General features: G+C 38.7%; 24 protein-coding genes and 1 pseudogene. 10 read left to right on the forward strand and 15 right to left on the reverse strand.

The genetic code is table 11. From position 1 onward, the window contains the following. Positions 1 to 84: 84 nt before the first annotated feature. Complete coding sequence (locus QA584_RS26140) at positions 85 to 1,350, reverse strand: MFS transporter (RefSeq protein WP_278272034.1); 1,266 nt, start codon at positions 1,348 to 1,350, stop codon at positions 85 to 87. A gap of 472 nt (positions 1,351 to 1,822) precedes the next feature. Here QA584_RS26140 and QA584_RS26145 point away from each other — a divergent pair, with 472 nt between their 5' ends. Genes QA584_RS26145 through QA584_RS28775 form a run of 3 tightly spaced genes read left to right on the forward strand, consistent with a single transcriptional unit; the run spans position 1,823 to position 2,811 of the window. After that, entirely contained in the window at positions 1,823 to 2,056 is a 234-nt protein-coding gene (locus QA584_RS26145; protein ID WP_278272035.1) for an AbrB/MazE/SpoVT family DNA-binding domain-containing protein, read from the forward strand. Then, positions 2,043 to 2,696: a DUF998 domain-containing protein gene (locus QA584_RS26150; RefSeq protein WP_278272036.1), complete on the forward strand. Its 654-nt coding sequence runs from the start codon at positions 2,043 to 2,045 to the stop codon at positions 2,694 to 2,696. The genes QA584_RS26145 and QA584_RS26150 overlap by 14 nt, the downstream gene beginning before the upstream one ends. A 1-nt stretch (position 2,697) precedes the next feature. Then, entirely contained in the window at positions 2,698 to 2,811 is a 114-nt protein-coding gene (locus tag QA584_RS28775) for a cysteine-rich KTR domain-containing protein (protein WP_278272037.1), read from the forward strand. A 205-nt stretch (positions 2,812 to 3,016) separates the two neighbouring features. Here QA584_RS28775 and QA584_RS26160 read toward each other — a convergent pair whose 3' ends face one another. The 4 genes from QA584_RS26160 to QA584_RS26175 all read right to left on the reverse strand — a co-directional run bounded on the left by QA584_RS26160 (position 3,017) and on the right by QA584_RS26175 (position 7,326). Further along, on the reverse strand, positions 3,017 to 4,009 hold the full coding sequence (locus QA584_RS26160) for an HAAS signaling domain-containing protein (RefSeq protein ID WP_278272038.1): 993 nt from the start codon (positions 4,007 to 4,009) through the stop codon (positions 3,017 to 3,019). Next, on the reverse strand, positions 3,996 to 4,352 hold the full coding sequence (locus QA584_RS26165) for a PadR family transcriptional regulator (RefSeq protein ID WP_278272039.1): 357 nt from the start codon (positions 4,350 to 4,352) through the stop codon (positions 3,996 to 3,998). Before QA584_RS26165 ends, QA584_RS26160 begins: the two co-directional genes overlap by 14 nt. 906 nt (positions 4,353 to 5,258) lie before the next feature. Continuing rightward, positions 5,259 to 6,020 (reverse strand): GNAT family N-acetyltransferase, encoded by a 762-nt coding sequence (locus QA584_RS26170; RefSeq protein WP_278272040.1) that lies wholly within the window; start codon positions 6,018 to 6,020, stop codon positions 5,259 to 5,261. A 25-nt stretch (positions 6,021 to 6,045) separates the two neighbouring features. Then, entirely contained in the window at positions 6,046 to 7,326 is a 1,281-nt protein-coding gene (locus tag QA584_RS26175) for an O-acetylhomoserine aminocarboxypropyltransferase/cysteine synthase family protein (RefSeq protein WP_278272041.1), read from the reverse strand. 467 nt (positions 7,327 to 7,793) lie between these two features. On the opposite strand from QA584_RS26175, the gene QA584_RS26180 reads away from it, so the two are divergent. From QA584_RS26180 to QA584_RS26210, 7 genes are all read left to right on the forward strand, one after another. Continuing rightward, positions 7,794 to 8,126 (forward strand): PadR family transcriptional regulator, encoded by a 333-nt coding sequence (locus QA584_RS26180; RefSeq protein ID WP_331487763.1) that lies wholly within the window; start codon positions 7,794 to 7,796, stop codon positions 8,124 to 8,126. Beyond that, on the forward strand, positions 8,126 to 8,473 hold the full coding sequence (locus QA584_RS26185) for a DUF1048 domain-containing protein (protein WP_278272042.1): 348 nt from the start codon (positions 8,126 to 8,128) through the stop codon (positions 8,471 to 8,473). The genes QA584_RS26180 and QA584_RS26185 overlap by 1 nt, the downstream gene beginning before the upstream one ends. 9 nt (positions 8,474 to 8,482) lie before the next feature. Then, positions 8,483 to 8,833, forward strand: a complete 351-nt coding sequence (locus QA584_RS26190) for a DUF1048 domain-containing protein (protein WP_278272043.1) — start codon at positions 8,483 to 8,485, stop codon at positions 8,831 to 8,833. Positions 8,834 to 8,848: 15 nt separating this feature from the next. Then, positions 8,849 to 9,607 (forward strand): ABC transporter ATP-binding protein, encoded by a 759-nt coding sequence (locus tag QA584_RS26195; protein ID WP_278272044.1) that lies wholly within the window; start codon positions 8,849 to 8,851, stop codon positions 9,605 to 9,607. Then, positions 9,608 to 10,372 (forward strand): ABC transporter permease, encoded by a 765-nt coding sequence (locus tag QA584_RS26200; protein ID WP_278272045.1) that lies wholly within the window; start codon positions 9,608 to 9,610, stop codon positions 10,370 to 10,372. Between the two features lie 250 nt (positions 10,373 to 10,622). After that, the gene (locus tag QA584_RS26205; protein WP_278272046.1) at positions 10,623 to 11,207 is read left to right on the forward strand and encodes a TetR-like C-terminal domain-containing protein; all 585 of its coding nucleotides are present in this window, start codon (positions 10,623 to 10,625) and stop codon (positions 11,205 to 11,207) included. Positions 11,208 to 11,338: 131 nt separating this feature from the next. Then, positions 11,339 to 13,114 carry an oleate hydratase gene (locus QA584_RS26210; RefSeq protein WP_278272047.1) on the forward strand — a complete coding sequence of 592 codons (1,776 nt, stop codon included), beginning with the start codon at positions 11,339 to 11,341 and terminating at the stop codon, positions 13,112 to 13,114. 299 nt (positions 13,115 to 13,413) lie between these two features. On the opposite strand, the gene QA584_RS26215 is transcribed toward QA584_RS26210, so the two are convergent. From QA584_RS26215 to QA584_RS26260, 10 genes and pseudogenes are all read right to left on the reverse strand, one after another. Beyond that, the gene (locus QA584_RS26215; RefSeq protein WP_278272048.1) at positions 13,414 to 14,277 is read right to left on the reverse strand and encodes a DUF368 domain-containing protein; all 864 of its coding nucleotides are present in this window, start codon (positions 14,275 to 14,277) and stop codon (positions 13,414 to 13,416) included. 342 nt (positions 14,278 to 14,619) lie between these two features. Beyond that, positions 14,620 to 15,819 carry a glycoside hydrolase family 76 protein gene (locus tag QA584_RS26220; protein WP_278272049.1) on the reverse strand — a complete coding sequence of 400 codons (1,200 nt, stop codon included), beginning with the start codon at positions 15,817 to 15,819 and terminating at the stop codon, positions 14,620 to 14,622. A gap of 17 nt (positions 15,820 to 15,836) precedes the next feature. Then, positions 15,837 to 16,862: a glycoside hydrolase family 76 protein gene (locus tag QA584_RS26225; protein ID WP_278272050.1), complete on the reverse strand. Its 1,026-nt coding sequence runs from the start codon at positions 16,860 to 16,862 to the stop codon at positions 15,837 to 15,839. Between the two features lie 193 nt (positions 16,863 to 17,055). After that, complete coding sequence (locus tag QA584_RS26230; protein WP_278272051.1) at positions 17,056 to 18,387, reverse strand: ABC transporter substrate-binding protein; 1,332 nt, start codon at positions 18,385 to 18,387, stop codon at positions 17,056 to 17,058. Positions 18,388 to 18,440: 53 nt separating this feature from the next. Then, a complete protein-coding gene (locus QA584_RS26235; protein ID WP_278272052.1) occupies positions 18,441 to 19,307 on the reverse strand; it encodes a carbohydrate ABC transporter permease in 867 nt (288 codons plus the stop codon). A 21-nt stretch (positions 19,308 to 19,328) separates the two neighbouring features. Next, the gene (locus tag QA584_RS26240; RefSeq protein WP_278272053.1) at positions 19,329 to 20,207 is read right to left on the reverse strand and encodes a carbohydrate ABC transporter permease; all 879 of its coding nucleotides are present in this window, start codon (positions 20,205 to 20,207) and stop codon (positions 19,329 to 19,331) included. Between the two features lie 405 nt (positions 20,208 to 20,612). Further along, positions 20,613 to 21,728, reverse strand: a complete 1,116-nt coding sequence (locus QA584_RS26245; protein WP_278272054.1) for a GntR family transcriptional regulator — start codon at positions 21,726 to 21,728, stop codon at positions 20,613 to 20,615. Between the two features lie 440 nt (positions 21,729 to 22,168). Further along, positions 22,169 to 23,623, reverse strand: a complete 1,455-nt coding sequence (locus tag QA584_RS26250) for an MFS transporter (RefSeq protein ID WP_278272055.1) — start codon at positions 23,621 to 23,623, stop codon at positions 22,169 to 22,171. Continuing rightward, entirely contained in the window at positions 23,601 to 25,373 is a 1,773-nt protein-coding gene (locus tag QA584_RS26255) for a glycosyltransferase (RefSeq protein ID WP_278272056.1), read from the reverse strand. The genes QA584_RS26250 and QA584_RS26255 overlap by 23 nt, the downstream gene beginning before the upstream one ends. Before the next feature lie 495 nt (positions 25,374 to 25,868). Beyond that, positions 25,869 to 26,620, reverse strand: a pseudogene (locus QA584_RS26260) (GNAT family N-acetyltransferase). Positions 26,621 to 26,644: the final 24 nt, after the last annotated feature.

The raw sequence follows: 26,644 nt of genomic DNA on the forward strand, positions 1-26,644 counted from the left end.
CCACCTATATAATAACAGATAGAAAGAAAAAACAAAACCCCTATCAAATCAGCAGTGATGTGTATCGAAACAGCAGGGTCATACTTATTCAAACTTCATCTTTTTTATGTATATTAATAAAAATAGCACAATTCCGATTCCGCCCATTGCATAAAAGATTACCGATACAGGAAGGAATGCTGTGAGAATGCTTATGATAAAGGAAACCAGCGGCATGGTGCATACACAGCCAGAACTCATAATAGCGCCGGCTCTTGCCAGATAATCCGTTTCAACATTTTTCATGAACTGGACATTTAAGGCTGCTAACATAAAAGCCAGTAAACAGCCGGTTATCAGGGATGAAGCCGCACAGATGATACCTACCAGAATTTTATAAGTACTTATATAGCTGCTTAAAATCAGGATGATATAATAGAAGCTTAACATCATGCCGGAGGTTAAAATAATTGTCCTGATGCCCAGTCTTTTTGCAATATAAGGATAAAGAGCAGAACCAATCCCCAGACCTAAAGACAGGGAAAAACCAAGGACAGACAACAGATATCCTCCCTGCTTTAAGATATCCCTTACCAGTGGAGCCTCCAAGGAATTCAAGGGAACAAGAATTGCATTGGCTGCCATGGCCAGCAGAATAAAATTTATGATAATCCGGTTCCTTCTGATATAGCTGATTCCTCCTTTTAAGGTATCAAAATAATCCTTTAAATTAATTTTTTTATAAGTTTTTTTCTCTTCCCCCGTATGGATAAATAAGATAACAAGAGCAGAACCCCAAAAGGTAGCTGCATCAATAAAGATTGCAGTCTGTGTTCCAAAAATTCCTATAATAGCTCCGGCTAACCCAAGTCCTGCCAGTTCTACAATATTGGTCAGGGTGGAATTTAAGGATATCCCAAAGTCATAACAGCTTTTATCTAATATTCTTGGCAATACCGCCGTTCCGGCAGGACCTCTAAAAGCCTCCGCACTGGATATTATCACAGTCATTAACAGCAGTATCCAGGGATTTAAAAGCTTAAGGATAAGCAGGACTGCTATTAGACTTACACAAATCCCACGGATTATATCCGTTACTACCATAATAAACTTTTTATTCAGGTTCTCTACCAAAGCACCTGCAAAAGGCTGCAAAAATATAGTGGGCACTCTGTTAATACCAAAGATCAGCGCAGACCAGGCAGCACTTCCGGTTAAAGAAAATACCAGCCAGGAAAAGGCAATGGAATCAATGGAATCTCCAAAACGGTTTATGATATTAGCAAAGATAAGCTTCATATATTCTTTCTGCTTTATTACGTCTTTGTAACCAATCTTTGGGTTTACCTCGGTAGTTGCTATCTCACTCATGTGTAACCTCCTATGTTCGATTCATATCGAATATTATATTTTATCATATGCTAACATATCATTTTATGTTTGTCAATTATAATATTCTATATTCATCGAATATCTAATCTAGTTGGTATTTTCTTAGTCATTTATATAATAATAACTATTTTATAGTTATTACTGTTTTTAATGACGGTGATTGTATACACCATATTTGAGCAGCCGCAGCCTTGTCGTTCACGATATGGCAAGCGGCGCACTCTCATCGAAAAAACGCAGTTTGGTGACGCAGACTAATATTTCTACAAACCGGGCGAAAGCCTTTAACTGAAAAGGAGGATTTACCATGAAACAGGGAGCTTTGATTTTTTGATTAGTATGCACAGTTTAGAGCATATTAAGAGCAAAAAGCCCTGTGTATTGACTTTTTATTTGAAATATCATATACTTTTCATATCGGTATGAAAAGTATGAATTGGAGGATTGAAAAATGTCAATGCCAAAGGGAAAGCATATTTTTGGAACAGTAAAGGTTGGAGAGCGTGGACAAATAGTAATACCTAAAGAAGCAAGGGAATTGTTTGATATAAAACCCGGAGATACATTGTTGGTTTTGGGCGATGAAGCACAAGGGCTTGCCATTGCTAAAGCTGATATTATGAAAGAAGTTGCTGTTAAAATATTGAAAGGTTTAGGAGGATTTAAACCTGATGATGAACAATAGTTTATACAAGGTCTTTGAGTCGTCAAATGTGGGATTTTATTTACTCATAATTGCAACCCTTAGCGATATAGTTATCCCTTTTATATTGGCTCCTTTTTGCAACAAATACAATCATCTTACTATGGTAATGAGCTTGTTAGGAAATCGAAATAGCCCCGTTTGTGTTCTTTATAATACTTGGTTAGTAATAGCAGGCTTAATGCTTGTTTGCGGAAGTTTAAGTTTATATAAATTATACGCAAATACATCAGCCCAATTTGCAACATGGCTATTTAGTGTGATTTTATTATATGCCGTTGGGGGTTGTATTTTGTCTGGTATATTTCCAGTAGGTGAAACAAAGGAATTATTAACCGTATCAGCAAAAATACATGGCTATGGTTCTGTTTTTGGTTTTTTTGCTTTAACTTTTGCACCCTTAATTATTGGTATATTATCATTACGCTCAAAACATTTACCAATGGGAATTATATCAATCTCATTTTTTGTTTTAGCAGTCATGTTTTTTGCATTCTTTGTTATGGCAGATAAGAAAGTATTTGCCCAAACAATCATTGCAAATGAGGGTTTATGGCAGCGATTAAGCTTAATTTGTATGTATGCGCCGATTTTCATAGTTGCATTCAAGAAAGTATTTTGAATTGGGGTGTGTTTGGGATAAAAGGGAGTGGGTAATTTGCCCGATATGTGAAAACAAAACTCGGATAAGAGTAAGGGTTATCAAAGAGCCAGACGCTAAGACGCAGAGCCGATAACCATTGAGGTTTCATCATACTCATGGTTATCGGCTCTTTCTTTATGATAACAATGCTATGATTACTGACAAACTACAACGATAGCAAAACCGATGTGTCGACGGTAGCATAGCAAAATTTCTCTTTAATAACTATATTCCATATAAATACCTGCCTATAGCCTGTTCTGAATAATTGTATATAAAAAGCTACTTCATTCATATAATCAGTAGGTTTTCCTGCACTTTAGGAAAGCAGAAACACTGTCCCAAATACATATTACAATGATAACAGCCCCGCATACATAGATTCCTCTGCTCCACCATTGAGATATGGCTGCTGTCAGGTTTGTATCTGTCATAAGGGCAATCTTGTCTGTTTGATACAAGACCTTATCATTTAACAAAATAACTAGCAGGATGCAGAATGTTCCATTATAAATGGCATTGCAGACCGCCATAGGCGTGCTCCAGCTTCCGGCAATAATCTTCCATATGAATAAACCTAATTGTATCGCTGCCAATATAAGTATAAATACCAAATACGGCTGTAACCGTTCTGTATTAAAAAACGGAATTACTGTAGTCCCATTCCCATTGTTAATATATGCAGCAATAAGCTCTGGTTTCAAACAAACCACAGAGGTGATAAGAATGGTCCAGAAAATTGAAAATACTGCTTCTCTTCTGGAAATCTTTCTTTTGCTATATAACGGATAATCCGGCAGGTCATCCGGAGTCCACTTTTTATTGGAAAAGGGCATATGTCCTTCCTCCACGCCGCTTCTCTCTAATATAGCAAACACCAGTGTTACCCACAGCCCGCCTTGCAGTAAGCCTTCTATTCCTCCAGTTATTACCCTGCTAATCAGCCTTGTTACATCAGAACTTGAATTCCCGGCACTAGATGGATCTAATGCAAAATCTATTATAGCAATACCAGCAAATACTACCGCACAAATCCCGAGTACCAGTTTAAGTACAGTAATATAATTATCATAAAGTCCAGGACCAATCAGATATCTTTTCTTCGGGTTATATTCTTCGGCAAGCTTAGCCGGACTTCCCATCTCAGTAAGAGCCTTTTTAATATCCTCATCCGTTGCTTTATCCGGCAGCATATCCTCAATATTGGACCTTAGCTCCCGCCCCACATCTTCTCTTATCTCCTCTGGTAAATGCCCGGTAACTGCATATACATAACGGTCAATCATCTGCATGATTCTCATCCTCCAATAATATGGATTCCATCTGCTTAGAAATGGATTCCCATTCATTTTTTAATCTCTTATAAACTTCTTTCCCCTCCCCGCTTAACTTATAAAACTTACGGGGCCGGCTCTCATTGGTATCCCATTCGCTGATTAACAGCTTCTGCTTTTCCAGTCTTCGCAGCAGCGGATACAGGGTTCCGGCATCAATGGGAGCATTCTTATCTTCAAGCTTCTGAACCAGTGAATAACCATATTCCCTTGTACGAAGCTGACTAAGAACTACTAATACTAAAGTACCTCTTTTTAGTTCGACAGTAAGCGAACCGATTATATCTTCTATAGAATCCATGTTTGTTATCACCTCGAATTCATTATACTGTACGTCATACACTATTGTCAATATATTATTATTAAAATATCATTATTATTTTATTATTGACAATTTTATTTGATTGTTATGTACCTTGACGCGTCAAGTCTCTCTCCAAAAAATAGTATAACAAACCTTAACATAAAAAAATTAAACCCCTCCACAGCTCCTCTGCGAAAGGGTTTAATTTCTTATTGTTAACCATGGATTACGTTTACTGCCTACTAAATCCTACTACTATATGTCATATAAAACGCCACAATGAGGCATCCTATATGGTTTCTGTTTAAAAGCGGAGTTTTACATAAATTCATGCTGATCTGTCATTGCTTTTAACAATCCTCACCAGAAATAGCAGCAAAGCTGTGTTTATGCGGTTCTTCCTGGCCTTCTGCTATTACTATACTTCCTAAACTTCACGAACATTCTTTGTACCCCTCAATTGTCTTGGCAATTGCAATTTGAACGCCAAAACCGGTGGAACGCTGCAAGCACCGCAGGCTCTGCCTCGTTTTTTCATACATTGCACTCTTTGCATACTACCTTGGGAACGTCACTCCCAATAATATAATATGCTATTGCCTTCCCGTCGTGACAATAACTTTCATAATTAGACATTTTTATATTATTTGTAAGTTCGGCTCTTGTAAAACCCAACTAATATAACTCCTAACTAATTGTTCCAAATTAAACAATTGTTCCAAATCAAACTAATTTTTTCAAATCCAAACTAATTGTTACAAATCCAAACTAATTTTTTCAAATCCAAACTAATTGTTACAAATCAAACTAATTTTTTCAAATCCAAACTAATTGTTCTAAATCAAAGTAATTTTTTCAAATCCAAACTTACGATTCCAAATCATACGATTCATAACCACATATTTAACTTATATCCTTACTTACACGGAACCAGTAATGATATAAATACTTAAAACCTAACGATTCATAAAGCCTATAGGCCCTGTCATTACCATCAACTACCTGCAGATATGCCTTCTTTGCGCCTCTTGTGATACCTTCCTTTAAAATACAGGTACACATGGAGCGGGCCAGTCCTTTCTTTCGGTAATCTTCCCTTACATAGATGGCATATACACCGACGTAATCCCTGTCAAGAATACCAAGACCGGTAGCTACAATTTCACCCTGACTCTGGACAAAGACGCAGATGGTATCCTTGGCTATGGCGTCATACATAGTTGGTACAATGGTTTTGTGTATGGTATTGGTGGTACCATTTAAAGTAAGGAGGCTGTCAATCCATTCCCTTTGTATCGTTTGACTGACGGTAACCACATCGGTAGGTGCGTCTAAAACAGCATCCTCTAAGTTTACAACCATAACATTGGTGGTATGCTGTATCTCATAATCACGGTTTTCTAACATATAGTCGAAGTCCTTTGACACCAGGGGACTAATCTTAAAGATTGCCGGTGTACCCCAGCGTCTATAGGCAGTCTCACAATAAGGAATTTTTTCACGCCAGGTAAGAGAGGAGGTTCCAAATTGCTCCACACTATTGGTTCTATGTGTGTAAAAATGAGAAAAGCGAAGAATCCATCCGTCATACAATTCCATTTGAAAGGACGGCCAGGCATTCAGTGATAAATCTTCAATTGTTTTAATATCAATGTTTGTTGTCATTTTATAATTAATCCTTTAGTATTCACTAAATCTGATTCAGCGCCTGAGCCAGATCTTCAATAATATCATCGACATTTTCAATTCCAACAGAAAGGCGGATTAAATCTGGGGCTACTCCTGCTTCTTTTAACTGTTCATCGGTTAACTGCCTATGGGTATGACTTGCCGGATGCAGTAAACAGGTTTTACTATCGGCAACATGGGTTACGATGGAAGCAAGCTTTAAGCGATCCATAAACTGAATGGAACGTTCTCTGCCGCCTTTAATGCCAAAGGCCAATACCCCGCAGGAACCTTTTTTGAGATATTTCTGAGACAGTTCAAAGTATGGATTGCTTTCAAGTCCCGGATAATTTACCCAGGCAATTTTATCCTGCTGCTCTAAAAACTTAGCGACTGCCAATGCATTTTCACAATGTCTTTCCATTCTAAGATGTAGGGTTTCTAGACCAAGATTGATATAAAAAGCATTTTGCGGTGACTGGGTTGAGCCAAAATCACGCATTAATTGGGCCGTTGCCTTGGTAATATAAGCTCCTTTTCCAAATCGCTCGGCATAGGTAATACCATGATAAGAATCATCTGGCGTAGTAAGTCCAGGAAACTTGTCTTTATGAGCCATCCAGTCAAAATTTCCGCTGTCCACGATACAGCCGCCCACACTTACCGCATGTCCATCCATGTACTTTGTAGTGGAATGTGTCACAATATCCACTCCCCACTCAAAGGGTCTGCAATTAATGGGCGTTGCAAAGGTATTATCAACAATCAACGGAACTCCATGGGAATGAGCCAGGCGTGCAAATTTTTCAAGGTCAAACACCGAAACAGTTGGATTTGTAATGGTTTCCCCGAATACTGCCTTTGTATTTGGTTTGAAATATTTCTCCAATTCTACTTCTGGTAAATTCTGATCGATAAAGGTACATTCAATTCCAAGTTTTTTCATGGTTACGCCAAAGAGGTTATAGGTTCCGCCATAAATAGAGGAGGATGCAATAAAATGATCCCCTGCTTCACAGATATTAAAAATTGCATAAAAATTCGCTGCCTGTCCGGAGGAGGTAAGCATTGCTCCCACGCCGCCTTCCAAGGCACAGATTTTTGCAGCTACTGCATCATTGGTTGGATTTTGCAGTCTGGTATAAAAATAGCCCTCTGCCTCTAAATCAAACAGCCGTCCCATCTCATCACTGGAATCGTATTTAAAGGTTGTACTCTGATAAACTGGTAATTGTCTGGCTGCACCCTTCTCCGGCTTCCAGCCTTCATGAATACATTTTGTTTCTATTCTGCTCATACTCATTCTCCTTCTAATTATTCATAATTTTACTTATTATCTTAGCTGCCAACTTGATCGTCCCTTTTTGGCCGCCACGACAATAGATAAAATACCCTAATCCCAGTTTATACCTTCTACTTCATGGTAACCATAAAAGTTTTTATCATTTCTATTACACATTGTACAATTTCAACCTGGGTAATACAAGAATAATTTTATGTATTTTTATACATATTAAGTTATATGTGCTTTTACACAATATTTTTATTAACTTCTTACATAAAAAGTGAGCAGAAAGCCCTTTGCTTGCTGCTTTATACATAGCAGACTGCTTTACATACGTTTTTCTTACTGTCTAATTTCCCACTATAAGTCCCACAAACAGTTCTTTGGTAATTCAAAAGAATTAGTACTTGACAGCATCACTATTCAGTGTTACTATATAGCAGTACTAAGTAATACTGAATATCAGTCATACAGAATAGTAAGGAGTGATTATACTGGAAAATCTAACAGAAATGCTCAAAGGCGCCCTTGAAGGCTGTGTCCTTGAAATTATAAGCCGCGGCGAAACCTACGGCTATGAAATCACACGGCGATTGAATGCCCTTGGCTTTACAGATGTTGTGGAAGGAACGGTCTACACCATTTTGGTACGGCTAGAGAAAAATAAACTCGTAGACATAGAAAAAAAACCATCCGATATGGGACCCCCTCGTAAGTTCTATGTGTTAAATGAATCTGGACATAAGGAACTTGAAAGGTTCTGGGAGAAATGGGAATTCGTATCTTCAAAAATCAATGAGCTAAAGGAGAGAAAATAATGAATTTTTGGGATAAAATAACTGGCAGTGACATGACAAAAGAGATGAAAACTTTTGAATTACGAATCAAAAAACTGCCGGCTGATTATCAGGCAGCATGGGATACAATTACTACGATTCTTTGGTCGTATTCAGATTTTACCGGTCGTAATCTCATGCCGATTTTAGATGGTGTGCTTGGTCTGCTGGAGGAAACAGCAGCCGATGGCCAGAGTATCGAAGAGGTTTTAGGTGACGATATCAAAGGCTTCTGTTTGGCGCTGGTCGGTGAAGAAGGGGCAAAGTCTTATCGCGATAAGTGGCGTGAACAACTTAATAATACTATTGTTAAAAAATTAGGCAAATAGGAGGATACCATGAAAATACAAGATATTATTGAAGGCAAAAAAGAATGGCGGGCTCACATGGCCCGAGTCAAGGCGCTCCCGCAAGATTATCAATTTGCTTATAAAGAGATTCAAAAATATCTCTTTAAGGTCGGCCCTGTGCAGCTAACCGACGGAACGGGCCCGCTTTCGGAGATTGTTGATTTTTTTGAAGAGGGGGCAGCCTTGGGGAAGCATGTGCTTGATGTGACGGGCAGTGACGTAGCTGCTTTCTGCGATGATCTGATTAAAGATTCCAAAACTTACTCTGACCTTTACCAGGAAGCTGCCTGCCAGGCAGTTAATAAGGCTATCAAAAAAGCAACAGATAAAGCAAAGTAAAAAGGGGGTATCAGAATGGAAAAAGCAATAGAAGTAAAAGGACTGCGAAAGTCTTTCAAGGACAAAGAAGTGCTAAAGGGCGTAGATTTTGAAGTAAAACACGGTGAGATTTTCGCCCTCCTCGGCTCCAATGGTGCGGGTAAAACAACAATTGTGAAAATCCTCAGCACACTGCTTAAGCAAGACACTGGTACTGCCACCATTAACAGCTTTGACACCCTTACAAAACCCGACTATGTGCGTCAGTCCATCAGCCTGACCGGACAGTTCGCCGCCGTGGACGAAATTTTAAGCGGACGGGAAAATCTCATCATGATTGCCAAACTGCGGCACCTTGCCAATCCCCGCCAAATAGCTGAGGATCTGTTAAAACGCTTTGGCTTGACGGAAGCCGCAGATCGCAGGGCATCTACCTATTCAGGCGGTATGCGCCGCAGGCTCGACATCTCCATGAGTCTGATTGGAAAACCACAGCTCATATTTCTCGACGAGCCAACCACCGGCCTTGACCCCGAAGCCCGCATCGAGGTCTGGAAGACGGTAAAGGAGCTTTCAAAGGGCGGCACTACCGTATTTTTAACTACTCAGTACTTAGAAGAAGCGGAACAGCTTGCAGACAGAATTGCCATTCTTCATGAAGGTAAAATAATCGTAGACGGCACCCTTTTAGAGCTGAAAAAACTGTTCCCGCCTGCTAAGGTGGAGTATGTGGAAAAACAGCTGACATTAGAGGAAATATTCCTCTCAATCATTGGTACAAAGGAGGAGAAGTAGATGGAATTGACCAATCATTTATTCAGCGATATATGCGTTATGCTCGGACGTTCCATGCGTCATATTTTCCGCAGTATGGATACCATTATCACCGTCACCATCACTCCGGTAGCAATGATGCTGCTATTCGTTTATGTGTTCGGAGGAGCAATACAAACCGGCACAGGCAGCTATGTGAATTACTTGCTGCCCGGCATCCTCTTAATTGCAATCGCAAGCGGTATAGCCTATACAGCTTACCGACTGTTTATGGATATGCAAAGCGGAATCTTCGATCGGTTCCACTCCATGCCAATTGCGCGTTCGGCAGCACTTTGGGGGCATGTGCTTACCTCAGTGGTATCTAATGGGATTTCTGTTATTGTAATTATTCTTGTTGCACTGCTTATGGGTTTCCGCTCCCAGGCAGGAATATTGTCCTGGCTTGCCGTTGCGGGTATACTCGTGCTGTTTACACTGACCCTCACATGGATTGCAGCGATTGCTGGATTGTCCGCAAAATCAGTAGATGGTGCTGGAGCATTTTCTTACCCTCTTATTTTCTTACCATTTATCAGTTCAGCCTTTGTTCCAACGGAATCCATGCCCGCAGTTATTCGCGCCTTTGCCGAAAACCAGCCGGTGACCTCCATCGTAGAAGCGATTCGCGCATTGCTCTTTGGTCAGCCGGTGGGTAATGCTATATGGGTCGCTCTCGCATGGTGTATCGGAATTATGATTATAGCTTATATCTTTGCTATGAGAGCATATAAAAAGCGGGTGTAGCACAAGCTGTCTTTTATTAGTACATCCAAGTATTATCCTTCGGGGCATAACAAAACCATCTTCCGACTTAATCGTTAGATGGTTTTTGTTATTGGACCAATTATTATCCTGGTATGCCAAAATACTGCCCCACCCTTTACAGTTCCTACCTTCCTTGGTTTATCCCTGGCTATAAAAGCTAACCTACCACCTTCACACAAAATATGATATAATAAGAATTATAATACCTAATACCAAGGAGGCCTGTTCCATGTCACAAATTACAAAGCGGGCTCTGGAAACCTCGCTAAAAAATCTTTTATTAAAGAAACCACTAACTAAAATTACAATATCAGATATTGCGACTGACTGCGGGATTAACCGGATGACTTTTTATTATCATTTCAAAGATATCTATGATTTGATTGAATGGATCTGTATCGAAGAAACGTCCAGAGCAATTAATGAAAAGAAAACCTATGAAACCTGGCAGCAAGGGTTTTTGCAGACATTTCAAATGGTTCTTGAAAATAAACCATTTGTATTAAATGTATATCATTCGATCAGCAGGGAAAAAATCGAAGACTATTTTTATGCAATCACGTTTGACCTATTAATGGGAGTTGTAGAGGAAAAGGCAGCAGGTCTTTCCGTTACGGAGGCAGAGAAAAAGTTTATTGCCAACTTCTATAACTTTGCCTTTGTTGGTCTGCTTTTGGATTGGATCAAAAAGGATCTGAGGGAGGACCCTCAAATAATCATAGATCAAGTCAGCGCGTTGATAAGCGGTGATATATCAAGAGCCTTAGATAAGTATCATACGAACCGTTCTAATCAAAAGCCCCGAATTGATTAAAAAACCTACAATAACTTCCCCATGATGTGATTCTTAACAAAACCATGTTATTGATGATTGTATTAATTCCTATAAATATTATACTGGTGAGTGTTAAGACAAACAAAAAAATAATCATGGAGGTAGGTACTATGTATTATTCAAAAGGAAATTATGAATCACTGGCCAGACCAGAAAAACCCAAGGGAGTTGACGGCAAATCAGCCTATTTAATCGGATCCGGTCTTGCCTCACTGGCTGCTGCTGCCTTTCTTGTCCGTGACGGACAGATGGACGGAAAAAGAATCCATATTTTAGAAAAGGATACCCTTGCAGGCGGTGCCTGTGATGGCTATAAATATGATGATGTAGGATATGTAATTCGCGGGGGACGTGAGGTAGATAACCGCTATGAATGTTTGTGGGACTTATTCCATTCCGTTCCCTCCCTGGAAACAGAAGGCGCAAGTGTATTAGATGAGTTTTACTGGCTCAATAAGCACGACCCTAACAGTTCCCTCATGCGTGCAACCGTTAACCGTGGTGAAGATGCACACACAGACGGTAAATTTGCTATATCCGACAAAGGTATGCAGGAGATAATGAAATTATTCTTCACTCCGGATGAAGCTTTGTATAACCGCCGAATATCGGAAGTGTTCAGTGATGAAGTACTAAATTCAAATTTCTGGCTGTACTGGAGAACCATGTTTGCATTTGAAAACTGGCATAGTGCACTGGAAATGAAATTATATATCAAACGTTTCATTCATCATATTGGAGGAATGCCTGACTTTACAGCAGTCCGTTTCACAAAGCTCAATCAGTATGAATCCATGATTCTTCCTTTAGTAAAATATTTGGAGGCTCATGATGTTCAGTTCCATTACGGTACTAAAGTGGAGAATATCCTGTTTGAAACCAAAGATAATAAAAAAATCGCTACCAGCATCGAAGTGATCCAAAACGATACAAAAGAACATATCGATCTGACTGAAAATGATTTGGTATTCATTACGAACGGCGGCTGTGTTGAAAACTCAACGATTGGCAGCCAAAACACTCCTGCGGCTTTCAACTATGAAATCAAGCAGGGCGGCGGCTGGGATATGTGGCGCAAAATTGCGGCTCAGGACCCTGCCTTCGGACATCCGGATAAATTCTGCTATGATGCAGAGCAAAGCAATTGGATGTCTGCAACCGTAACCACCCTTGACAACCGTATTCCTCCTTATATCCAAAAAATCTGCAAACGCGATCCCTTCAGCGGTAAAGTAGTTACCGGCGGTATTGTAACCGTTAAGGATTCCAACTGGCTCCTTAGCTGGACCTTTAACCGCCAGCCTCATTTTAGCAGTCAGCCAAAGGATCAGTTAGTTGGCTGGATTTATGGATTATTTACTGACAAGCCCGGTAATTTTGTGAAAAAGCCTATGAGGGAATGTACCGGTAAGGAAATCTGTATGGAATGGCTGTATCACCTTGGTGTTCCGGTAAATGAAATCGAGGACATGGCAGAGAACAGTGCGAATACAGTTCCTTGTATGATGCCTTATATCACTGCATTCTTTATGCCCCGGCAAGCCGGTGACCGTCCTGATGTTATACCAGAAGGCAGTGTAAACTTTGCATTCCTGGGTCAATTTGCAGAGACAAAACGCGACACCATCTTTACCATTGAATACTCTGTACGTACCGCAATGGAAAGTGTTTATACTCTTTTAGATATTGACAGAGGCGTTCCCGAAGTCTGGGGAAGTACCTATGATGTCCGTGATCTTTTAAATGCCACTTCAAAATTAGGAGATGGTAAAAAGCTTACTGAATTAGACCTTGACCCGAATATCAAGGCAGTTCTGGGAGAAGCTCTTAAAAAGCTTGCAGGTACCGATATTGGAAAACTGCTGAAAGAGTATCATTTAATTTAGTGAGTCTTTATAGAGAACCCATCGTTAAAAATATTTAAATTTAACCTCAAACTATATGAACTACTCACGTTACACCGCCAATCGCTTCCTAATTTGTGATTGGCGGTTTTTCTATGCTACAGAGTTCCGATCACCATATATAAAAACAAAGGTATCAAGATTTACTGTCCTGATACCTTTGCTCTTTTAAAATTATATTCTTATTTGGGAATATTCTCAACTAAACTAACCTTGCCATTCATCCTTATCCGGTTCCTTATAGTGATGTCTTAGTAATCCCTTGGGCAAACCAACCTCTTTTATTCTCCTTCATCCTTACTTAAAAGAAATGATATAGCAAATCCTATACAAAAAGTAAGAATCGTTACCAAAACAGCAGGTAAAGTTACAGAAGAAAGACCAATCTTCTTTAGAATAGCGATTGGCGACCCAATTATTAATCCAAGGATTGCACAGTAAGTTACAATCGGAAGCCTGGTAAATAATAGTTCAATTAGTTTAGCAATCAAGCCGATTCCTAATAAAACCCCTATGCCAAAGGGCATTAATACCCCAACTTCATGCAGTAATACTGTCATATTAAAGTTAACGAGAGCACTGATAAAATAACTTATGCTGTTTATTATAATACCATAAAAGCCTAATATCATCATAACCATAGAGCCGCTAACGCCTGGAATTATCATGGTAGCAGATGCTATCATACCTACAAAGAACAACTGAAGCACGGTACCTGCATTAATCGCAATATCTGTTGCAGCACCTTCGTTTCCGCTTAAAAAAGCCATACCGGTAACTAGTAAGAAAAATAGGAGGAAAGCTGCCCCATTTTGCACATTAAGCTTAGCACCTTTCATTCGTTTCACAATCACTGGTATGCCGCCAATAATCAACCCGATAAAGGCACCGCTGGTCTGCATAGGGTAATTACTCAACGTATATTCTACGAAAAAGGATAATGCTCCGATTCCAACTAATGCTCCAAGTACATAAGGAAGAAGAATTAGCACGCTCTTCTTAAAGTGTTTTAAAAAGCCTGTAATAGCCATTATAATTTTATCATATACCCCCATGGAAACTGCCATGGTTCCGCCGCTGACTCCCGGAATAATATTGGCTATCCCGATTAAAATGCCCTTTAAAAACTCTTTTATTAAATTCATAATGTACACCCATTGCATATCCCCGGCTGGCCTGGGATACTGCCACAAATAAGATATGTGAAAGATGCTCCGTGTGGCAACCTTTCTTATATAATTTTCTTTCACACTCACTCCATTCTGTTGATACTTTGGGTATTGAGCAGTCGCAGTTGACCCCTGAACATCCGGTCTGAGGCTGTTTTAAACGGCAGCTCAAAGGCTGGAGTACCTTCTTTGCGCCATTTTATACAGAATTTAATAAAAAGTCAAGTCAATTAAGTAGAATTATGTCGGCAGTCAATCAAGCAGAATTATGTCGGCCAAGTATGACGTCTGGTATGCTGACCTTATGGAATTCTTCCGTTACTTCAGCTCCTTTGGGCAATTTATCAGCATTGATACCGCTGCCGAACACCCCCAGGCAGAATAAAAAGTATCTTCGGTTTTTGTATAAAATAAAGTCCACATAATGCCGTTACTGTTTTGATTACTCCAGGCAGCCATTGCATTTTTATTAAGCCAGCCAGTATATTGGTACTGATGGCAATCACGGACAAATTTACCCATCCACCTTGCCAGAATTCCCTTAAAACCCGGGAGATCATTGCCATCTCCCTCCGTATTCATGACCTGATCTGAAAACATGGTATTTACAGTATAATCAGCAGCCTTCTTTGCATCTTCAAGATAAGTCTCATCTCCAGAATACTGATATAGTTTCATAGCTGCTCCTATGAACGTGCCTTGATTATAGGTAGAACACCACGTATTAATCCCGCTTTCAAGATCATATGCATCAAAAACCGCACCTGTAGTGCCAAACAGGTTCTCTTTTTCCCATTGATAAATCAGCAGGGCTTTATCCATATATTTCTTATCACCAGTTGCTTCACGAAGCAGACAGGCTGCTATGACAGCAGGACAATTGATACAGGAATTCTTGGTTTTATTTTCGGTTTTCCAGAATAAGCCTCCGCCTAAATCTTCACTCCAAGCCCGGTCATATACCAAATTGAAATGTTTTTCCGCCTGATTCAGGTATTTTTTATCGCCAGTTATCAGGTAAGCCCGTGCACAAGCAATCGTCATCCACATGATATCATCATTAAATTCATTATAAGACCAGTCTTCGCCATGGTTCGTAACAAAACCCTGATACATATCCTCTAACACTGTAAGATATTTTTTATCTTTTGTCTGCTCACAGGCATCAAGGATTACTTCAAAGATTTCTGCCTGCTGCCAGAAGTCTTCCCCTACGATATAACCACCTGCTTCCTCTTTCACATAAAAACTCTCAAGATATTTATCAAGGGCAGTTTCAGCCATATCTAACGTGGGACTATTCTGGACTAATCCAGTGGAATCATTTGTTTCTTGTTGGTTTGTATTCTGCCATTCCTTATTCGTATTATTACTCATCTTCTCTTCTCTCTTTTCGTTCTTGTGAATATTGCCTGATATAAAGACATAACATATAGTTCCAATCATTAGGATTAATAAGATGCAAGTCAGGATAATACTCTTTTTCACTCTGTTATTCCAGTCAGCATTTCTTTTCATCCCCACTCTGTCTCCTCTCAATCCGCAAGGAGTTTTGCTGCTGTTTCGAGCAGCATAATTCCACTTAAGTGCTGGGCAAGATCAACACAACCTGTTGGTTTTTTCTTCCAGTCTCCACCAATTAACCCATTTTCACTCATACCGTTTTCAATTACACATTGGGCATTTGTTAGTATCATCTCTTTTATTTCATCTAATTCCCGATAGATCAAAAATAATTCATAAAGATACCTTACCAGTATTCCTTTAAATAACCCACAGTCATCAAGCCCTTCATAAGGCAGAATTCCCTGATTCGCATCTGCTAACAATGCTTTTGTAATTTTAGCAACTTTTGCTGCATTTTGAAGGTAATCCTGAGATGGATTGATTTTATAAAGTTCTACCAGGGCACCAATTACCACCCCCTGATTATAGGTGAATTTCCATTCATAATCGATTGATTTATCTCCCAGACGATTGATACCATCCCATATGAATCCGGTATCCGGATCCATTAGATTTTCCATATTCCAGCGAAGGATCTTTTCACCCCATTTTAAATCCTCCTCCTGACGGAATCTTTGATAAAGACGGAACGCCAGTATGGCTGCCGGAGCATTGGCAGGTGTATTTTTATAGTCCAGCTGGTCTTTTTTCCAGGCCATGCCACCGCCCATAAAATCATTCCAGGCAGTCTTGATGTCCTCCCACAGAGCTAGGGTCTGTTCCTTATATGTTAATACTCCTGTTGCATCATAAAGTCTTAATTGGGCTAATGCCATCCACTCCATATCATCATACCAATTATGCAGAAACGTATTTCCGTTTTTAATAAAGGTACCATTATATTCTTTTTCAATCTGTTTCAGGTATTTATTATCCTTTGTACGGTTATAACCATCTAAGAGGCAGTCTAAGGAATGGGCATGCCACCAATATACCCAATTTTCAGGTTCCGTTACCGGATAATGGTTTACAAAAGTTCCCTCGTCATCACTCCAAAAATAGTTAACCAGGCTTTCCTGAACTTTATCGCAACTCTCTGTTATCGTATCAATCATAATCCTTTCCTTTCCATCTCAAAGTTTTTAGGGAATTACTAAACTCTCTTATTACATTGATATACCATGCAATTAATGCCTATTACTACGAAAAAGGATGTAATAATCATTCAGGAATGTCTCTTATTCTGCCTTAAGTCAAATAAGTAGCGCAATCCAGTCAGGATTATTAACACCCTCTTTGATAATTTATTTATTTATTTACTGCGTCTGCTAAGATTCCATCTCCTTGGGACTGTGCATTTTTTAATGCTTCCTCTGCGCTGGTTTCCCCTGCCACGTACTTTTGCAGCTGAGGGATTAATGCTAAGCCTTCCACATCGGAATATCCCGGGACTTTTGACCGGATGCTGGCATATAGCATCGTATCAGAAAATACTTTAAGGACTTCATCCTCCATAAAATAAGGATCTGCCGCTGCATCTTTATTAGCTGGAAGATTTCCACTGATTTTCGCAAATTCTACACCGTTAGCAGGCTGCGTTGTCCACCATTTAATGAAATCCCAGGCACCCTCCGGATTTTTTGCTTTATTAGGTATGATCAGACCAAAACCACCCATCATAGCTGATTTCCCACCGCTTGGTCCTGCCGGCTGTCCGATTACACCAAAATCGATCCCCGCTTCCTTATAACTCTGCAAGGTCCATGGTCCGTTAAAGGTAATGGCGACTTTCCCTGCTTTAAATCCATCACCGCCAAAGCCGTCTTCAAATCCTAAATCATAAACTTTATCTTCATTTAACAATTGGTTCCAATATTTTAGAACCTCAAGACCTGACTGTGAATTAAAAGCTGTTTTTGCAGGATTAACCGAATCGTCAATCATCTTTCCTCCTGCCTGCTGAATCCAGTTATTAAATAGACCAACATCTTTTAAAGAAAATCCGGCCTGGACTAATTTATTCCCATCTCTCTTCGTCAGTTTAATCGCTGCCTGTCTTAAACTTTCCCAATCAATAATGGAGGCTGGGTCAACTCCTGCTTCTTGAAACATTTTTTTATTGTAAAATAATATTCTGGTATCTACTGTTAATGGAATACCATATAGTTTATTGTCATAGGTAAGTTCATCTACAGCAGGTTCATAAAATTTAGTTAAATCTACGCCATCTTTTGTTACCATATCATCAAGCTGTGTAAATGCGCCTTTTGGAGCATATACACTGGTATTGAAGCGGTCCCACAAAACAACATCCGGTGCCTGGTTACTTACAATAGCAGTAAGCAGTTTCTGCTCCATCCCATCCTGTACTGCGTAAGTAACGTGATACTTATTCTGTGATTCATTATAAGTCTTTAGCTGGTTCTCTAATTGCCCTACCTGGTCGCCGCTCCAGGAACCCCACATGGTAATTTCCTCAGCTTTTCCATTTCCTTTGTTTCCTGTTTCTGACCCATTAGCAGTTGTGTCATCTACTGCACTTTTGGAACCGGAACATCCTGTAAGGGATCCAGCTGTCAGAATAACGGCAAGCAGGACTACCCCAACCTTTTTGTACATACTTTTTACTGCTTTCCTCATAAATCTTCCTCCTTTAATTTTGGTGCCATTCAGGGTAAATGACACGAATGCTTTTATTTATTGCCGGTAAAAGCAATGCCCTGGATATAATATTTTTGTGCAAAAACAAAAATCAAAATAGTTGGTAATGTTGCAATGACGGTTCCGGCCATAAGAGGACCATAGCTGGTGTTATACTGATACTGGAACGTAGATAAACCAACCTGTATGGTCATCATCTCTTTGGAGTTAAGAACAATCATTGGCCACATAAAGGAATTCCATCCGGCTTGAAAGGTCATAATTCCCAAAGTCATGGCAGCCGGTTTAATAAGTGGTAAATAAATCTGCCAGAATATGCGGAATTCATTACATCCATCTACTCTCGCCGCTTCAGCCAGGTCATCCGGCAGGGTCTCAAAAAACTGTTTCATAAAGAATACTGCAAAAGCTCCTACTGCGCCGGGAATAATGATAGCCGAATAATGATTGATAAACCCGGCTCCTCCCTGTCCGAATAAATTATTACCGCCAACCAATGGAAAATACTTTAATATCAAAAACTGCGGTATCATTGTTACAATACCCGGAATCATCATTGAAGATAACAGTAGGGAAAAGGTTAATTTTCTTCCGCTGAACTTTAATTTAGCAAAGGAATACCCTGCCAGGGCTCCCAAAAATACATTCGTGATTACTCCTGCTGCCGCCAAAACCAATGAATTTAGAAAATAACGGAAAAACGGTATGGTATCAAAAACTTTCTGATAATTATTCCAGGAAAAGTTTTTTGTAACTAAGGAGAGGGAATTGGAGTAAATTTCTCCCTCCGGTTTAAATGACGTGGATATCATCCATAAAAAAGGGAAAACAGTTATCAGAGCAATACAGACTGCTCCTGTATACCACAAAAAGTCACCAATTTTTTTCTTTGTTTTCATGTTTACATACTGCCTCCTTTTTTAGATATCTGCTTTATTGATTTTCTGGTTAAGAACGGTCATAGCTAAAATAATCAAAAATAATACAAGTGAAATACTGGACGCATAACCCATATTCAGGTTTTTAAAGCCGCTGTTATATATGTAATAAACCAAGGTGATTGTTGCATTCCCCGGTCCGCCTTTTGTTAATATGAAAGCCTGGTCAAATACCTGCAAAGTACCTATAATCAGCATTGTAGATACCAAAAATGTGGTTTTGGTAAGTGATGGCATAGTTATTAACCTAAACATCTGCCACCTGCCGGCACCCTCTACCCTGGCTGCTTCATAATAGATTTGCGGAATACCTTTTAAACCAGATAAAAAAATCATCATATTTCCACCGAAACCTGCCCATAAACTCATCATTACAATAGCAAGCATAGCTAGCTTAGAATCATATAACCACGCAGGTCCATCGATATGGAATATACTTAAGATTCCATTTAAGAGACCTAACTGAGGATTTAATATCCAGAACCATAACGTAGCGGTTGCTACGCTGGAAGAAAGTACCGGTAAATAAAACAAAGTCCGGAATAACCCAACCATTCTTCTTTCAGAATTTAAAAACAACGCCGCGCCAAGGGATAAAAACAATCCGGCAGGCACATATAAGACCGTATAATAACAAGTGTTTTTCAGAGAAATCCAAAAGAACTCATCCTGTATTATTTTTTGGAAATTCTTGAATCCAACAAATCTTGGCATGTTAATAATGTCATAATCCGTAAAACTTAATGCGATTGCCATTATCATTGGAAAAAGGGTAAATACAAAAAACAAAATTACCGGAGGTGCAACAAATAACTTTCCAATAAAATTTTGCTTGGTAGCTGCACGGCTTTTTACTTTCAAACTTCCATCTCCTTTCCTATATAACAAGCAAGTTTAATCATAAAAAAAGCAGTTTAATCATAAAAAAACAGTTTAATCATGTATAAATCACCAATATATATATCATTTATACCATTTCACCATATTAAAAAATATAAATAATTTAATTAATGCTTTTATGATTTTCAATATCAGTTCACAATACATTATGTATATTGTATACTTATTACGGTTTATTTATGTTTTGCTTGTTAATTGTATCCATATACTAACATTTTGCGAATCAATTGTCAATACATTAATTATATTATTTATATCATTTATTACATTTATACCATTCATCTTATTATTCATGACAAAAAAGAAAACCCTTATTTCATTTCATATCACGAAATAAGGGTTTTTAATCTTATAAAACATGTTAGCCTATTTTTTACCTTCCACAATTTCATAGGGAACCAGAATTGTCTCCGAACCAGCTTTTCCATTCATCTTATCAACAATCAAGTCCACGCTCTTCGTCCCAATATTATATTCGTCCTGTTTCACTCTGGTGAAGACCGGCTGGGGATCATAGCGTTCATCAATTCCATCAAAAAATACAACCGCCTTTTCTTTTTCCAGTCCCAGCACTTTTAAAGCTTTATAAACCAGAATCCCTACGGTATATTCCACCGCAAAAAAAGCTGTCGTATCCGGGTTCTTAATAATGTATTCTTTGATTTGGTCCAAATCCAAAAATTTATTTGACTGCTCCAAACCGGATGCAGATGGAAGCATGGATTTCAGATTAGTAATCCACATGGTTTCATTGGTTATAATATTATGTTCCAGATGACTGTCAACAAATCCATTTTTACGTTCTAAAATTGTAGGAGTCTGCAAAGAAACATGGGTGACAAAACAGATATTTGTATGGCCATGATCAAACAGCCACTGCGTTAACTCTTTCGCAGCTTTATAATTGTCTGTGCCAACATAAGGAATGGGAATTCCTTGTAATTTCCTATCAATCAGCACAATAGGAAAATTCTCCACCGTAAGCTTAAGTACTTCCTCATTATAGGTTTCATCGTGGACGCACATGATGATAATACCGGATACCCCTATATTTAATAATTCTTCGATTGCTTCTGTTTCCGACCTTTTACTGCCGTAAGTGCATTTTAATATAAAGTTTAATTTGTGCTTTTTACATTCCCGCTCAATGCCTAATAAAAGCTGATAACCATAACTTGCACCAAATGCATCCATAATTACACCTATATTCTTCCCTTGACCGTTATGTTTATTACCCGCTATCTGTCCGAAATCTGTATCCTGTGTTTCATCTGATACAAAAGATCCTTTCCCTGGCATTCTTAAAATCAGGTTTTGCTCCGACAACATCTCCAATGCTTTCTTACTGGTAATTCTGCTTACCTTATATTGTTCGGATAATTCCTTCTCCGAAGGCAGTCTGCTTCCGGGTAAGTATTTCTTCGTCCTGATTCCCTCAACAATATCATTGTAGATTTTTTCGTATAAGGATTCTTTCTTCATGTACTCCACCTCTCAATACATTAGTATTTTAACCGGTCATTTTTATATAAAGAATGCTTCTTATATGTCAAACATGTCCAGTTTTATATTATATATAATATATATCATTTAATGATATGTCAACCTGGATATGTGCAATGAGTTTTTGTATCAAATTCTTCATTATGTTTCAGTAAAACAGTTCTGATTTTGCAGAGACAAAACGTGACACGATCTTTACGATTGAATACTCGGTAGTGTTATCTTATAGTTAACCAATGGATAAAATAATAAGTATAAACTTAAACATTGGCTGAAATTCTGATTGACTAAAACGGCTAATGAAATAGCTAAAATAATCGAACAATCGTTAATATGGCTGCATTCTTTCAAATTTAAAACAAAGGTATCAAGATTTGCTGTCCTGATACCTTTGTTTTTTTATTATCCTATGCAGAAAGTTAAACTTGGCCTCTGCGTTTTTCCAGTTCATATCGTATTTTAAGCATTTGTTCCTGGGTAAGTGGATAAAGAGCAATAACGGTAAAAGCCAAAATACATGCTGCCAAAGGCAGTCCAGCATACAATAGCCGGATTGTTTGTATGGTACCGGCAGATTGGAGTTTAATATTACTATCAAATCCAGCCAGACCTAAGATAGGACCAACGATTAGCATGCTCAGCGCCATACCAACTTTAAGTACCCAGGAAAAGGAGGCGCTAAATGCCCCTTCACGCCGCTCATGGGTGGATAATTCATCATAATCAATAACATCTGCACTCATAGAGGGCAGTATAACCCATACACCTGTGGCACTAATACCATATAGACCACTGCAGATAATACAAAGCCACGGAAGAGCTGGGGTATAAAGCCAATAACTTAATAAAAAGGCACTTCCGCAACAGAGGAATATAATTTTAAGTGCATCACGCTTACCAAGCTTTGCTGATAAGGCTGTTGCCACTGGTATGCCTACTAAACTAAAGACACCAAAACTCACACCGGACCATCCATTTATTGCAGAAGCTGCCACTGCATCACCAGAGAATACATAATAAGTCTGTACATAAAACCCTAAGTTATTAAACAAAGCCGTCGGAATGGAGAACAGTAGTACCGCTCCTAAAAGTATAAGATTGGGTTTGCAGCGAAACGTTTGTTTCATCATTTTAGCAAAACCAACTTTATTTTGTGCCAGTGCCTTTTGGTAGTATCGCTCACGGGTAAAGCAAAAGCATAAAACTCCGGAAAGAATCATAATACATCCGGCAATTGCCCCTGCCCAGGCAGCACCTTTTGCAAGGTTTAGCTGACCAGTTCCCTTGTCGTTAAAGATTGGCCGGCTGGCAAACCACCAGGCCCAGGAAACCATCATTAACGCTATCGTCTGAACCACTGCTTTCCAGGACATAACACTGGTGCGTTCATTATAATCCGGCGTCATTTCAGCTCCCAAGCTCTGATAGGGCATATTGCAGGCACTTACTAACGGCATATAAAGGCAGGAAGAAAGTATCATATATAAAAATACCATATCTTTATCCCAGTGTTTTGATGCCGTGAATAAAAAGGGCAGCGCAGCACCTGCTGCCAGAGAACCGAATAAGATATAGGGTCTGCGTCTTCCCCACTTCGATCTTGTATTATCGGAAAGCCATCCAAATAATGGATCTGTAAATGCTTCTACGAAACAGGATAAAAACAATGCAATACTAAGACTAGATGGGGCCAGTTTAAAATAAGTAACATAAACCTGATTGGCAAGTCCACTGTATAACCAACGGCCAAAGCTGTCTATTGTCCCCCCAAAAGCATACGAGGCTTTTGAGGGAATGTCTAGTTTATCCGAAGGCGGATAGTTCTCATCAACTTTAGGGTTGATTTTATTTTTATTGGTGGAACATTTTCTCATAATCCTCTCGTCTCCTTGAATCCAGCCAATTTTCTTTATACCAATAGGACTTACTATTTCTTAGGGCATAGTTTTCTTTCGTTGACTCTTTTGCAGTATTAAAAATTGACATGGTATCATGCATTTCATCGTAAATATCTATTGTGCTATTTTTTTCACTGATATTGTCCTTTAGTGTCTTATACTGTTCACCGCTTATAATTTCCCTCGCTGAGTTATCTGGAATTGCAGCAAGGGGCAGACAACAGCCGCAATTTCTGCAATTATTCGTAATTTGATCCTTCCATTGTGTTGCATCCCGCTTCCACCAGCCCGGGGTAACCTTAACACCGCTCTGACCATTATGCAGCAGGTCGATAGTGGATGCTATTTCACAGAAAAATGCTCCTCGCTTTGTAATGATATGACAGTAAATCTGTTGAACCCAACAGCGGCGTATTAAGACATCACACATTTTTTTATCATCAATCACCTCATAACCAGATACCAGAATCGGTTGATGTAACGAGGGCGTTTTGTGGTCATTGAAGTTAATGACACCAAAGGTTTCCTCAATCATGTCCTTATATTTTTCGTATTTGCTGCCGCCGCACGTAAATATTGCTCTTTGTTCTTTAGGGAAATATTTACTTAGCAGTTCACAAACTTGTGGAAAGTCAGGATGGAGCGTTGGTTCACCACCAAAGATTCCTACCGGACGTGTCCAACCTTCAAGGGATTTTAAGGCAGTCTCAATTTCCTCCAAAGTCATATATTGGTGCTGTTTCAGCAGACTAACTGCACGGGAACAGCCGGAACATTTATTAATGCAGGAATTGGTTATTTCAATCAGGGTGAAGTGCTTATCACTTAAATTCTTAAAATAGGAATCCCTATATCTGTAATAGAAGGAATTGTTATTATCTAATAACTCTGCTCTCTTCTTATTTATGTAGTTAACTTTATCGGGTAAGCCAAGAATAGATTTGATTATAATATTTTCTTTATAGTTTAATCCTTCCAGCACGAATTGAATCGTTTCTAAGGTCCCCATATCATGGTATATTGCTTTAAACAGGTCGCAGCTTTCCATTAAAGCTTTATTGCTGTCAGTAAAGTGTTCAGAGCCATTTAGTTTTTCCCTGGCTGCTTCTGAAACTTTTACTTGTGCAGTATTTACGAAATAGGAAGACAAGCCAAATACATGGGCTCTGCAGAAAAAATCAAAGTCACAGACAGGTTCTTCAAGGGTTGTATCATAGAATAACCCGTTAAAGCAGTATAAGCCGCTTTTTTGAATAAGATAACAGTAGGAAAACTTTATGTATTTTTCATGTGCTTTTTCAAATCTTGCGTAGTCCTCAGTCGTTAACCTGGTAATCTTTGGATAAACAATGCTGTAATGGGGACATTCCTCAAGCAGGGTAGTTAAGGAGTCTTCTGTAATAAGAAATCCCGCATCCAGAAACAGGATGTAATCTCCTTTTGCTCTTAGGATACCTTCATTCCTGGCAGCAGGAAATCCTTTTTGATTGGTGTAAGTTACCAAAGTAAAATTAGGTTTGTCGCCAAAATAATACATTGTCTTATCCGACGTATTATCTGTGCTGGCATCATCAAATACAATAATTTCATGAAATTCATAGCTCATCTGGTAGATGCCATCAAGAGTGTCCTTTAGACCGTCAAAATTATTGTGGGTGCATATGATTAGTGATACCTGTAAGTCCTTTTGTCTGATCCTTTCGTTGTCTTTGTCCTTTTCAAACATAGTTATACCCTCCTCATAATTGGTTGCATATGCATGTTTATGTATATGCTAACTTGAATATACCGGTATATGCTGATGTTATATAATTAAATATGCTGTATATCTTGCATATAGCTGGATATAAAATATATAGCTGCATATTTTGCATATAATTACATATGCTTACATATAATTACAACATATTCCACTATTAATTTACAATTATTTGCAATATTTGTCAAGTAATCTTTTCTTTCGTGTCTGCAAATTTTTCGTAAAATTTCTTCGCAACCGCTAATGCCCGACACTTATAACGGGTATAGAAAAAAGCCCGTACAAAACGTTTTGTTTGCGCGAGCCAATGTAATAACATATTCACTTTATGTATTTGGAATAACTATTTCATTCTACTGTTTTATTATAAAATATGAATAAGCAACGAAAAAACCGAAATTATAATTCGATTCATTAAGTATCTAATTATTTTTCTTTATTTCATAAATTATCTTCATGACTTCATTTTTTTAGTATTCTCTTTAAGTTTTGGATATCTAATAACAAATTAACTGTCTCAAAATTTCCTTTATAAAAACACCCCAATTATTGAAAACACAAGGCAATTCCTTTGCTTTTTGCAGCGTATCCACCTGAATTAAAGACACCAGAACCTTATTCAACTCACAATACTGTTTGATTATCTCAATATTCTGATTGACAAAGGGACATTGCATATCATAATAAATGGTCAGCTCTTTGTTTTCAATTTTTGAGTTTTTTGCATTTTGTGTAAACTTCGGAGCTGTTCCATCCAAAGAAAGTGCCAGCAATTGATAACCATTATCGGTAGAATCAACCACCTCAAAGCCAAACTTTTTTGCAAATGACTGGTCCGTAAGCCATGCTTTTTGCCTTTCTGCTCCAAGCATACAGATGCCCGATTTACCCTTTTCTTTGGCATCCGCCAAGCAATACTCCATTAACTCTTTCCCATACCCTTTACCTTTGTAACTGCCAGAAACCCATAAACAATAAACATAATAATAATTGTCACCGGCAATAGGAACCCACGCAGTTTCAAGAGGAGCATATTCAATGAAAACCGTAGCTTTTTCATTTAACTTTCTAAAGACATGACCTTCCTTAAGCCGGTCTGAAAGCCATTGCCGCTTTGCATCAATACCCGGATGTGACTTTTTACTACGGATAATGCAGCATAAATGCTCCTTGTTAAGGTTTTCTGTAGTTAAATTTATATATTCTTCATTCATGTGTACCCTCGCTTTAAATTACAG

Source organism: Anaerocolumna sp. AGMB13025 (assembly GCF_029689925.1).
Taxonomy (GTDB): Bacteria; Bacillota; Clostridia; order Lachnospirales; family Lachnospiraceae; genus Anaerocolumna.